This window comes from Streptomyces sp. RKAG293 (assembly GCF_023701745.1).
In the GTDB taxonomy this organism is placed as follows: Bacteria; Actinomycetota; Actinomycetes; order Streptomycetales; family Streptomycetaceae; genus Actinacidiphila.
This window is the reverse complement of the sequence record NZ_JAJOZB010000001.1, coordinates 3,198,398-3,209,930: the sequence shown is the minus strand read 5'-3', so window position 1 is coordinate 3,209,930 and position 11,533 is coordinate 3,198,398. Positions and strand designations below refer to the sequence as shown.

Annotated in this window: 12 protein-coding genes; 9 read left to right on the top strand and 3 right to left on the bottom strand. The window is 68.2% G+C overall.

Translation table 11 applies throughout. The features are described 5' to 3' along the window. The first annotated feature begins 29 nt into the window (after positions 1 to 29). Both LNW72_RS14270 and LNW72_RS14265 read left to right on the top strand, forming a co-directional pair. Complete coding sequence (locus LNW72_RS14270; protein ID WP_138356769.1) at positions 30 to 389, top strand: peptidase inhibitor family I36 protein; 360 nt, start codon at positions 30 to 32, stop codon at positions 387 to 389. 64 nt (positions 390 to 453) lie between these two features. Continuing rightward, entirely contained in the window at positions 454 to 711 is a 258-nt protein-coding gene (locus LNW72_RS14265) for a small hydrophobic protein (protein WP_250975759.1), read from the top strand. 94 nt (positions 712 to 805) lie between these two features. Here LNW72_RS14265 and aceE read toward each other — a convergent pair whose 3' ends face one another. Continuing rightward, on the bottom strand, positions 806 to 3,538 hold the full coding sequence (aceE, locus tag LNW72_RS14260) for a pyruvate dehydrogenase (acetyl-transferring), homodimeric type (protein WP_250975758.1): 2,733 nt from the start codon (positions 3,536 to 3,538) through the stop codon (positions 806 to 808). 381 nt (positions 3,539 to 3,919) lie between these two features. Here aceE and LNW72_RS14255 point away from each other — a divergent pair, with 381 nt between their 5' ends. From LNW72_RS14255 to LNW72_RS14240, 4 genes are all read left to right on the top strand, one after another. Next, the gene (locus LNW72_RS14255) at positions 3,920 to 4,360 is read left to right on the top strand and encodes a DUF3052 domain-containing protein (RefSeq protein ID WP_138356772.1); all 441 of its coding nucleotides are present in this window, start codon (positions 3,920 to 3,922) and stop codon (positions 4,358 to 4,360) included. A 124-nt stretch (positions 4,361 to 4,484) separates the two neighbouring features. Next, a complete protein-coding gene (locus LNW72_RS14250) occupies positions 4,485 to 4,943 on the top strand; it encodes a peroxiredoxin (protein ID WP_250975757.1) in 459 nt (152 codons plus the stop codon). A 112-nt stretch (positions 4,944 to 5,055) separates the two neighbouring features. Further along, entirely contained in the window at positions 5,056 to 5,631 is a 576-nt protein-coding gene (locus tag LNW72_RS14245; RefSeq protein WP_138356774.1) for a TerD family protein, read from the top strand. An 85-nt stretch (positions 5,632 to 5,716) separates the two neighbouring features. Continuing rightward, positions 5,717 to 6,292, top strand: a complete 576-nt coding sequence (locus LNW72_RS14240) for a TerD family protein (RefSeq protein WP_250975756.1) — start codon at positions 5,717 to 5,719, stop codon at positions 6,290 to 6,292. Here LNW72_RS14240 and LNW72_RS14235 read toward each other — a convergent pair. Further along, positions 6,279 to 6,854: a helix-turn-helix domain-containing protein gene (locus LNW72_RS14235; RefSeq protein ID WP_250975755.1), complete on the bottom strand. Its 576-nt coding sequence runs from the start codon at positions 6,852 to 6,854 to the stop codon at positions 6,279 to 6,281. The two genes, LNW72_RS14240 and LNW72_RS14235, sit on opposite strands and share 14 nt — an antisense overlap. 307 nt (positions 6,855 to 7,161) lie before the next feature. Here LNW72_RS14235 and LNW72_RS14230 point away from each other — a divergent pair, with 307 nt between their 5' ends. Together LNW72_RS14230 and LNW72_RS14225 are read left to right on the top strand one after the other, a co-directional pair. After that, on the top strand, positions 7,162 to 8,304 hold the full coding sequence (locus LNW72_RS14230; RefSeq protein WP_250975754.1) for a DUF475 domain-containing protein: 1,143 nt from the start codon (positions 7,162 to 7,164) through the stop codon (positions 8,302 to 8,304). 88 nt (positions 8,305 to 8,392) lie between these two features. After that, positions 8,393 to 9,127 (top strand): Tellurium resistance, encoded by a 735-nt coding sequence (locus LNW72_RS14225; protein WP_250975753.1) that lies wholly within the window; start codon positions 8,393 to 8,395, stop codon positions 9,125 to 9,127. Positions 9,128 to 9,344: 217 nt separating this feature from the next. On the opposite strand, the gene LNW72_RS14220 is transcribed toward LNW72_RS14225, so the two are convergent. Then, positions 9,345 to 10,187 carry a TerD family protein gene (locus LNW72_RS14220; RefSeq protein WP_250975752.1) on the bottom strand — a complete coding sequence of 281 codons (843 nt, stop codon included), beginning with the start codon at positions 10,185 to 10,187 and terminating at the stop codon, positions 9,345 to 9,347. A gap of 177 nt (positions 10,188 to 10,364) precedes the next feature. Between LNW72_RS14220 and LNW72_RS14215 the strand changes: the two genes are divergently transcribed. After that, positions 10,365 to 11,531 carry an HpcH/HpaI aldolase/citrate lyase family protein gene (locus LNW72_RS14215; RefSeq protein ID WP_250975751.1) on the top strand — a complete coding sequence of 389 codons (1,167 nt, stop codon included), beginning with the start codon at positions 10,365 to 10,367 and terminating at the stop codon, positions 11,529 to 11,531. Positions 11,532 to 11,533: the final 2 nt, after the last annotated feature.

The following is an 11,533-nucleotide window of genomic DNA, read 5'->3' as shown; positions in this document are numbered from 1 at the left end:
GCCGCGACCGCCGCACCAGCCTGAGCCGCATGAACACGATCCTCACCGCCGCCGCCCTGGCCGCCGCGCTGCTGCCCGTCACCGCCCTCGCCCCGGCCTCCGCCGCGTCCTCCGGGGCCTGCGATCCGGGCCAGCTCTGCCTGTGGGGCAAGGCCGGCTACAGCAGCGCCCGGCAGGCCCACGAACTCGCCGACACCGGCATCGACAACTGCGTGCCGCTCCCCGCGGGCACTCCCGCCCGGTCCTTCGTCAACCGCATCGGCCGGCCGGTCACCACCTACCAGAGCGCGGAGTGCGCCACCGAGGCCGAGTTCGACACCTATCCGACGGGCACCTGGGTGCCCGAATCCCGTTACACCGTCCGGGCGTTCAAGGTCTGGGAGAACTGACACCGCATGGGCGGCCGGGGGCGGGGAACGCGAACGGCGAGCCCCGAAACCTTACGGAGGGACGATGGCCACCCGAACCCGCACCCGTACCCGTATGCGTTCCCGCGACCGGTCCGACACCGGAACGATCGCCGTCGTCGGCGCCGTCTGCGCCATCGTCGGCTTCTTCGTCCTGGGGATCGTGCTCGGACCCCTCGCGATCATCTTCGGCTGGCTCGCCATGGGCCGCAGCTGGCGTGGCGCGAAGTCGATCCCCGCGGTCGTCGCCGTCGTCCTCGGCGTCTTCGACACCGTCGTCGCCATCCTCTGGCTGGCGCAGTAGCCGGCGCGGCAGACGAACGAACGCCGGGCCCGCACCACGGAAAGTGGTGCGGGCCCGGCGTTCGAAACGTGAGACGTACCGCCTCGGGGCTACCTCAGGCGTCGCCGCCCGCGGCGCCGGGGTCGGCAGCCGTGACGTCGAGCAGCTGGTAGCGGTCCACGGCCTGCTTCAGCACCGAACGGTCCACCTTGCCGTCCCGGGCGAGCTCGGTGAGCACCCCCAGGACGATCGACTGCGCGTCGATGTGGAAGAAGCGACGGGCCGCGCCACGGGTGTCGGCGAAACCGAACCCGTCGGCACCCAGCGACTGGTACGTGCCCGGCACCCAGCGCGAGATCTGGTCCGGCACCGCGCGCATCCAGTCCGAGACCGCCACGAACGGGCCCTGCACACCGGCGAGCTTGCTCGTGATGTACGGGACGCGCTGCTCCTCCTCGGGGTGGAGCAGGTTGTGCTCCTCCACCGCGATGGCGTCGCGCCGCAGCTCGTTCCACGAGGTGGCCGACCAGACGTCCGCCTTGACGCCCCAGTCCGCGGCGAGGATCCGCTGCGCCTCGACGGCCCACGGAACCGCCACGCCCGACGCCAGGATCTGCGCCGGAACGGTGCCCTCGGTGCCCTCCGCGTACCGGTACAGACCCTTGAGGATGCCCTCGGCGTCCACATCGGCCGGCTCGGCCGGGTGCTGGATCGGCTCGTTGTAGACGGTCATGTAGTAGAAGACGTCCTCGGCGTTCTCGCCGTACATCCTCTTCAGACCGTCCTGCACGATGTGCGCGATCTCGAAGCCGAACGCCGGGTCGTACGCGACGACGGCCGGGTTGGTCGAGGCGAGCAGCTGCGAATGGCCGTCCGCGTGCTGCAGGCCTTCACCCGTAAGGGTGGTCCGGCCCGCGGTCGCGCCGAGCACGAAACCGCGCGCCAGCTGGTCCGCCATCTGCCAGAACTGGTCACCGGTCCGCTGGAACCCGAACATCGAGTAGAAGACGTAGACCGGGATCAGCGGCTCGCCGTGCGTGGCGTAGGCCGAGCCCGCCGCGATCAGCGAGGCCGTACAGCCCGCCTCGGAGATGCCGTCGTGCAGCATCTGGCCGGTCGGCGACTCCTTGTACGCGAGGAGCAGGTCACGGTCGACCGCCTCGTACTGCTGGCCCAGCGGGTTGTAGATCTTCGCCGACGGGAAGAACGCGTCCATACCGAAGGTGCGGTACTCGTCCGGGGCGATCAGCACGAAACGCTTGCCGATCTCCTTGTCCCGCATGAGCTCCTTGAGGATGCGGACGAACGCCATGGTGGTGGCGATCGACTGCTGGCCGGAGCCCTTCTTGGCCGGCGCGTACGCCTTCTCGTCCGGCAGCGCCAGCGGCTTCGCGCGCACCACACGGGTCGGCACATAGCCACCGCACGCCTTGCGGTGGTCGTGCATGTACTGGATCTCTTCGGAGTCGCGACCCGGGTGGTAGTACGGCGGGTAGCCCTCGTCGAGCTGCTTGTCCGTGATCGGGATGTGCAGCCGGTCGCGGAAGCGCTTGAGGTCCTCGGTCGTGAGCTTCTTCATCTGGTGGGTCGCGTTGCGGCCCTCGAAGTTCGGACCGAGCGTCCAGCCCTTGATGGTCTGGGCGAGGATCACCGTCGGCTGGCCCTTGTGGGCCTTGGCCGCCGCGTACGCCGCGTAGACCTTCTTGTGGTCGTGACCGCCACGGCCGAGGTGCAGGATCTGCTCGTCGGTCATGCCCTCGACCATCTTGCGCAGCCGCTGGTCGTCACCGAAGAAGTGCTCACGGATGTAGCCGCCGGTCTCGGTGGCGTACGTCTGGAACTGTCCGTCCGGCGTGGTGTTCATCTTGTTCACCAGGATGCCGTCGCGGTCCTGGGCGAGCAGCGGGTCCCAGCTGCGGTCCCAGACCAGCTTGATGACGTTCCAGCCGGCGCCGCGGAACTGCGACTCCAGCTCCTGGATGATCTTGCCGTTGCCGCGCACCGGCCCGTCGAGGCGCTGCAGGTTGCAGTTGACGACGAAGGTCAGGTTGTCCAGGCCCTCACGGGCGGCGATCGACAGCTGGCCGAGCGACTCGGGCTCGTCCATCTCCCCGTCGCCGAGGTACGCCCATACGTGCGACTTGGAGGTGTCGGCGATGCCGCGCGCCTCCATGTAGCGGTTCATCCGCGCCTGGTAGATCGCGCCGAGCGGGCCGAGGCCCATCGAGACGGTCGGGAACTCCCAGAAGTCCGGCATGAGCCGCGGGTGCGGGTAGCTGGACAGGCCGTACGGGGCCTTCGACTTCTCCTGGCGGAACGCGTCGAGCTGCTGCTCGGAGAGCCGGTCCAGAAGGAAGGCGCGGGCGTAGATACCGGGGGAGGCATGCCCCTGGAAGAAGATCTGGTCGCCGCCGTCGCCCTCGTCCTTGCCCCGGAAGAAGTGGTTGAAGCCCACGTCGTAGAGGGAGGCGGAGGAGGCGAAGGTGGCGATGTGGCCGCCGACGCCGATACCGGGGCGCTGTGCGCGCGACACCATGACCGCCGCATTCCAGCGGGTCGCGTTCAGGACCTTCCGCTCGATCTCCTCGTTGCCGGGGAAGAACGGCTCGTCCTTGGTCGCGATGGTGTTGATGTAGTCCGTGCTGCGCATCTCGGGCACCGCGACACGCTTCTCGCGGGCGCGCTCGATGAGGCGGAGCATGAGGTAGCGGGCACGCTCACGGCCGCGTTCGTCGATAGCCGCGTCGAGCGAGTCGAGCCATTCCGCCGTTTCCTCGGGATCAAAGTCCGGGACCTGGCTGGGAAGGCCGCCAATGATGATCGGGTTGCGATCGGATCCGGAAGCCACGCTGTTCCTTCGCTACTAGGTCTTGCTCTGCTGGGTCGCGCCGCCTCCATCGTGTACCGCGTCGCCAGAAACGTCATCTCTACTGAGCGGTAACTGCCACTCCGTGAGACGGAGAGGTGCGCAGCGAAGCAGGCCTACGAGAGGCCAAATCAGAACTCTACGCCCACTCGGACGTACGACCGACCCCAGACTTCATTCGTGCACAACCCCGGCAAACCGGCGTGATCTGCGTCACGATTGGACGTGCGGGTTGCGGTGACACGTCACCGTTTAGGCGGTCTCGGCGGCCGGGTACTTGCGCGATCCGCCGCGTCCGTGTGGACTACCGCCAATAACCCCGCACAGGCGCGGGGAGTTTCCCCCCATGACAGGAGGCAAAGCGTGAGCGCGACCGCGGACCACGCGGAGGACCGGACCAACCCGGCTAGCCGGCTTGGATTCGAACCCGGACAGGTGGTCCAGGAACTCGGGTACGACGACGACTGCGACCAGGAGCTCCGAGAAGGTATCGAGGAGCTCACGGGCGAAGAGCTCGCCGATGAGGACTACGACGACGTGCCCGACGCCGTCCTGCTGTGGTTCAGGGAGGACGACGGCGACCTCACCGACACCTTGGTCGACGCCACGTCGACGATCGACGACGGCGCCCCGATCTGGCTGATGACCCCGAAGACCGGCCGTGAGGGCCACGTCGAGCCAAGCGAGATCGGCGAGGCCGCCCAGACCGCAGGTCTGGCCCAAACCAGCACAGTCAACGCCGCCAAGGACTGGTCGGGCAGCCGCCTGGTCACTCCGAAGACGGCCCGGGCCGCGAAGCGGTAGCTCTACCGGACCCTGCTCCGCGCCCCCGTCGACCCCGGTCGACGGGGGCGCGGTGCGTTCGGCCCCGGAGGGCAGTGACAGACTGTCCGTGACCTTTCCGGTACCGAGACGAGGATGTGCCCGCATGGCGATCGAGGTCGGCAGCAAGGCCCCGGATTTCGAGCTGAAGAACCAGCACGGTCAGACCGTGCGGCTCTCCGACTTCCGCGGCGAGAAGAACGTCGTGCTGCTCTTCTACCCGTACGCGTTCACCGGCGTCTGCACCGGCGAGCTCTGTGCCCTGCGCGACGAACTGCCGACGTTCCAGAACGACGGCGTGCAGCTCCTCGCCGTCTCCTGCGACGCCCCGTTCTCGCTGCGCGTCTTCGCCGAACAGGAGGGCCTCGGATACCCGCTGCTCTCCGACTTCTGGCCGCACGGGGACGCCGCGCGCGCCTACGGCGTCTTCGACGAGGAGAAGGGCTGCGCGGTCCGCGGCACCTTCGTCATCGACAAGGACGGCATCGTCCGCTGGACCGTCGTCAACGGCCTTCCGGACGCCCGGGACCTCAACGACTACGCAAAGGCCCTCGAAGAGCTGTAGCCGACGGGCTGCAGTCTTCGGGAACTGCTCACTAAGCTCAACGCGTTGATCTGTGTACCGCACGACGGGGGCGAGGGTACTGCCTGATACCCCATGACCGTATGGAGGACCCGTGGGAGTCAGCCTCAGCAAGGGTGGCAACGTCTCACTGACGAAGGAGGCCCCGAATCTCACGGCGGTCATCGTCGCTCTGGGATGGGACGCCAGGACCACCACCGGCGCCGATTTCGACCTGGACGCCAGCGCACTGCTGGCCAGCCCCGAGGGCAAGGTCATCTCCGACGCGCACTTCGTCTTCTTCAACAACCTCAAGAGCCCGGACGGCTCGGTCGAGCACCTCGGTGACAACCTCACCGGCTCGGGCGACGGCGACGACGAGGTCATCAAGGTGAACCTGGCCGGAGTTCCGGCCGATGTCGCCAAGATCGTCTTCCCGGTCTCGATCTACGAGGCCGAGAGCCGTCAGCAGAGCTTCGGTCAGGTCCGCAACGCGTACATCCGCGTCGTGAACCAGGCCGACAACAACGAACTGGCGCGCTACGACCTCACCGAGGACGCCTCCACCGAGACCGCCATGGTCTTCGGTGAGCTCTACCGCAACGGCGCGGAGTGGAAGTTCCGCGCCATCGGCCAGGGCTACGCCTCCGGACTGCGCGGCATCGCGCAGGACTTCGGCGTCAACGTCTGAACCCCTCGCGGCGCCGCACACCCGGCAGGGCGTGCGGCGCCGTGCACGTACCGACCTCAGCACGCACGGGGAGGAAGCGAAAACCATGGGCGTCACGCTCGCCAAGGGGGGCAATGTCTCCCTCAGCAAGGCCGCACCGAATCTCACCCAGGTGATGATCGGCCTCGGCTGGGACGCACGCTCCACCACAGGGGCGCCGTTCGACCTCGACGCCAGCGCCCTGCTGTGCGCCAACGGCCGGGTACTCAGCGACGAACACTTCGTCTTCTACAACAACCTCAAGAGCCCCGAGGGCTCCGTCGAGCACACCGGTGACAACCTCACCGGCGAGGGCGAAGGGGACGACGAGGAGATCATCGTCGACCTCACCAAGGTTCCCGAGCGCGTCGACAAGGTCGTCTTCCCCGTCTCCATCCACGAGGCCGACAGCCGCGGCCAGACCTTCGGACAGGTCAACAACGCCTACATCCGCGTCGTGAACCAGTACGACCAGGCCGAGTTGGCGCGCTACGACCTCTCCGAGGACGCGTCCAGCGAGACCGCAATGATCTTCGGCGAGCTGTACCGCTACAACGGCGAGTGGAAATTCCGTGCAGTAGGCCAGGGGTACGCGTCAGGACTGCGAGGCATCGCCCTGGACTTCGGGGTCAACGTTTCTTGACCTCTCCCCGCCGTGACCGACCGGGATTCCCCACCCTCGCGGGTGGGGGTTCCTGCTTCCTCGGGACCGCTCCGGCCGGAAGGGGGCGTGACCACCGTATGTCGAGGGGTTCGGCCATCTTGGCCAGGGTGAGCCGTCCGGCGCCGGGGCGGTCGCCATCCGCCGCCCAACGGAAACCCACCCCTGCCTGTACGTAGGTCGCGGCGTCCTTGGCCCGGTGTTTCCGTTTGCGCTGCGGATGCCTGGCGCTGCCCCGGAAGAAGCGGTTGTACGCGTTGTCCAGATGCCGCAGGGACTGCTGCAGCGCCACGGAGGAGATCTCCCGGAGCCAGCCGGTCTCCTCCGTGTTTCGCCATCCGGTCAGCGCGCGGCAGCTTTCGGTGTAGCCGATCCGGAGGTGGTGCTGCCGCCAGGCGGAGGAGCGTAGCTCGAGCCCCTGGTCGTAGACCCACCGACAGGCTCCGAAGGTGCGGTGCAGCTGCTGGGACTGAACGGGGTTGGGATAGCAGCGGAATCGGTAGGTCCGCTCCGTGGTTCCGGCCGGCCTGACCCGTCGCTCCATCCGCCGGGCCCCGCCCGGCACGCGCCGGCTCGGCGCGGGAACGCCCCATTGCTCCAGCTCCGGGTGATGCACCTGCCATGCCCCCGCTTCTGATCGGACCGTACGAACATCACTTCACTCCCAACGAGGGAATTAGCATGAAGTGACGGGAATTTCCCCGGGTTTCGTATTAGTGATGTTGTGGGGATCCTCTGGATGCGATATGGAAGGGGCCCACCGACTGAGGAGTTGCCGAGTGGGTCGGTAGAGTCTTGGCAAAGCCGCGGACTACGCGGGGGATCTCTCGTAGAGAAGGACTGGGTAGCCCGTGCTCCTCAAGACATTTGGCTGGTCGTTCGGCATCACTGCCGCCGGCCTGGCCTTGGCTGGGTACCTCTGGGGGTGGGAGGGGCTCGCGGTGGTCGCGATCCTCTCGGTCCTGGAGATCTCGCTGTCATTCGACAACGCGGTGATCAACGCCGGGATCCTCCGGAAGATGAACGCCTTCTGGCAGAAGATGTTCCTCACCGTCGGCATCCTGATCGCCGTCTTCGGTATGCGACTGGTCTTCCCGGTCGTCATCGTCTCCATCACCGCCAAGCTCAGCCCGGTCGAGGCGGTCGACGTCGCGATCAACGACCCCGACCGCTACGAGGCGCTGGTCACCGGCGCTCATCCGTCGATCGCGGCGTTCGGCGGGATGTTCCTGCTCATGATCTTCCTCGACTTCATTTTCGAGGAGCGGGACATCCGGTGGCTCGGCTGGCTGGAGAAGCCGCTGGGCAAGCTCGGCAAGCTGGACATGCTCTCCGTCGTGATCGCCATGGTCGTGCTGCTCGTCGCCGCGACCACGGTCGCCACCAGCGTTCCGGTGCACGGCGGGGACGGGACGATCGACAAGGCCGCGACGGTGCTGCTGTCCGGGATCGCCGGGCTCATCACGTATCTGGTCGTCGGCGGGATCTCCGGCTACTTCGAGGGCCAGCTGGAGGAGGCCGAGGACGACGCGGACGGAGAGGCCGAGGCGGGCGCCAAGAAGGGCAGCACCGTGGCCGTCGTCGGGCTGGCCGGCAAGGCCGCGTTCTTCATGTTCCTGTACCTCGAGGTCATCGACGCGTCGTTCTCGTTCGACGGTGTCATCGGCGCGTTCGCCATCACCAACGACATCTTCGAGATGGCGCTCGGCCTCGGTATCGGCGCCATGTACATCCGGTCGCTGACGGTGTACCTGGTCCGCAAGGGCACCCTGGACGACTACGTGTACCTGGAGCACGGCGCGCACTACGCGATCGGCGCGCTGGCGGTCATCCTGCTCGTCACGATCAAGTACGAGATCAACGAGGTCATCACCGGCCTCGTCGGCGTCGTGCTGATCGCGGCTTCCTACTGGTCCTCGGTGGTGCGAAACCGGCGGATCGGGGAAAACTCAGAGGGGTCGAACGATACGGCGGAAGTCTCATCCGGGGTCTGACAGCTCTGACAGTCTGAACCCCGGAGCGAGAAGTCCCGCCCCCCGCCGATCCGGCGGGGGGCGGTGTCCGTTCAGGGGAGGGGTAGTCATGGCCTGGTGGAAGTTCCTGCGGCCCAGTGGCGCGTCGCAGTTCGACGTCGCGAACGCGCACACCGTGGAGCTCACGAAACGGCACCCCATGGTCTCGCTGAGCAAACAGGGCGCGGCCGTCGGCAACCTGCGGATCAACCTGTCCTGGGAGATGCGCACTTCGGACACCGGCGGGTGGAACAAACAGGGCGGCGGCGGGTTGTTCGGCCGCCGGATGAACCTGTTCAAGCCGGAAATAGTGCAGGCCGCGGGGCCGGCGATGGTCAACGTCGACCTGGACCTGGCGTGCATGTACGAGCTCGCCGACGGGACGAAGGGCGTCGTCCAGCCGCTCGGCAACTTCCTGGGGGACCTGAACGAGCCGCCGTACATCAAGCTCAGCGGCGACGACCGGTTCGGCGGCACCTCGGGCGAGACGATCTACATCAACTTCGACAAGCGGGACGAGTTCGTCCGGCTGCTGGTGTTCGTCTACATCTACGACGGCACGCCCGCCTTCGACCGCACCCACGCCATGGTCACGCTCTTCCCCAGCTCGGGTCCGCGGATCGAGATCCCGCTCAGCGAGCGCGAGCCGCAGGCGCGGTCCTGCGCGGTGGTGCTGATCGAGAACCGCAAGGGCGAGCTGATGGTGCGGCGCGAGGTGAAGTACGTCTACGGGTTCCAGGCCGAGATCGACCGGCTGTACGGCTGGGGCCTGCAGTGGGGCCGGGGCTACAAGACCAAGGTGTGACGGCCCGCCGATGGCAGGACGCCGCCCGGGGCCGGCACCGGGCCCGGGGCGGGGCCTAGGGCCTGTCGTCTGGATCTCCGCGGCGTCGCGGTGTCCAGCACGCACATCTGCCGCGTTGTCGTCGGTCGACGACGCACCGCGTCGCCTCCCTCCTCCGCCTTGCAGCTGCACGCACCGGACACCGCTCCTTCCCCCACGGAGATCCAGACGACAGACCCTAGCGGCGGCCGGTCTGGAACTGGGGGCCCTGTGGTGGCAGCACGAAGCCGGGGGAGGCCGCCACCGGCTGCGGGTACCCGTAGGCCGGTGCGGCGGGCTGGGGGCGCTGCTGTGGCGGCTGGGGGTACCCGTAGGCGGGCTGAGCGGGTACGTGGCCGGGTGCGGGGTCCGGGAGCGGGTAGCCGTACGCGGAGGTGGCCTCGGGCTCCGGGACGGCGGGCGGCGCGTGGACGGGCTCGCGGGAGCCCGCCGCGGGGCCGGAGCCGGGGTCCGCTCCGGAGTCCGCCTCGTCGTCGACGGCGATGCCGAATTCGGTGGCGAGGCCGACGAGGCCGGTCGCGTAGCCCTGGCCGAGCGCGCGGAACTTCCACGTGGTGTCGCGGCGGTACAGCTCGCCGCAGATCAGCGCGGTCTCGTCGCCGGTGTCGGGGGTGACGTCGAAGGTCGCCAGCGGCGCGGAGCGGACCGGCGCACCCGTGTCGAAGAGGAGAACGTGCAGGTCGGGGACCTGCCCGAAGGAGCCGCCGTCGGCGGACGCGGCGATGACGACGCGGGCCACGGAGGCGTCCAGGGACGTCAGGTCCACCTCGACGGTGTCGGTGAGACCCTCGGCGACCCGCTTCTTGGGCAGGTGCCGGGCGAGCCCCGACGGATGCCTGGGCTCGTTGTAGAAGACGAAGTCCGCGTCGGAGCGGACCCGGCCGTCCGCGCCCAGCAGCAGGGCCGAGGCGTCGACGTCGGGGACGCCGGCGCCGGGGCTCCAGCGCAGCACCGCCCTGATCCCCAGGACGTCCAGGGGGATGTTCGAGCCCTTCACCATCGCGTGCGTCATGGCGGTCATCCTGCCTTCCCTGGTACGCGGGCCACAACGCAGGGGACTGGACGCGCCGTGCGGGGTCATACGACGGACGTGCGGGGGTTACCTGATTTTCACGCGCGGGGGGAACGTCAGTCGTGTGACCGCACGTACGATAATCCGCCAGATGCCATTCGGTCAGCCATGCATAAAAGGGGGCATATGCGCCACTTCGGACACCTTGCGACGGACGTACGGAACGAACTGTTCCACCGCGAGCCGCAGGAATTCACCGCGGACTCTTCCGCCAGCACGCTCTCCGTCGCCCTCGGCGCGACCCTTTACAGCCCGGCGACCCGGCCGCACCTGGCCGACGACGTACTGAAGCAGGCCGCGCACGGTGTGGTGTCCATGGTCCTGTGCCTGGAGGACTCGATAGACGACCGCGAGGTCGTGGACGCCGAGGCCAATCTGGTCCGGCAGTTCGCCGAACTCGACCGGCGGCAGGGTGCCGGCGACCCTCCGCTGCTGTTCATCCGGGTCAGGACCCCGGCGCAGATAGTCGACCTGGTGCAGCGGCTCGGTGACACCGTGCGACTGCTGTCCGGATTCGTACTGCCGAAGTTCACCGAGGAGAGCGGCGTCCCCTTCATGGAGGCGCTGGCCGTGGCGGAGTCCGCCTGCGGCCACCGGCTCTTCGCCATGCCGGTCCTGGAGTCTCCGCAGCTGATGCACCTGGAGAGCCGCGTCGAGACGCTCTCCGGGATCTACCGCACGGTCGACAAGTACCGGGACCGCGTGCTGGCCCTGCGGCTGGGCGTGACGGACTTCTGCTCCTCGTACGCGCTGCGCCGGGCGCCCGCGATGACGGCGTACGACGTCCAGATCGTCGCCTCGGTGATCGCCGACGTCGTCAATGTCTTCGGGCGGGCCGACGGGACCGGGTTCACCGTGACCGGGCCGGTGTGGGAGTACTTCCGGCACCACGAGCGGATGTTCAAGCCGCAGCTGCGCCGCAGCCCCTTCACCCCGGAGGCGGAGGACCTGCGCACCGCGCTCATCGAGCACGACATGGACGGGCTGCTGCGCGAGATCGAGCTGGACCGGGCCAACGGCCTGCAGGGCAAGACCTGCATCCACCCCACCCATGTGTTCCCCGTGCACGCGCTGAACGTGGTCACGCACGAGGAGTACTGCGACGCCGCCGACATCCTCCACGAGGACCGCACCGGCGGCGGGGTCCTGCGCTCCGCCTACACGAACAAGATGAACGAGGTGAAGCCGCACCGGGCCTGGGCCGAGCGCACCATGCGCCGCGCCGAGACCTTCGGGGTGGCCCGCGCCGACATCGGCTTCGTGGAACTGCTCGCGGCCTGTCTGCCGTCCTGATC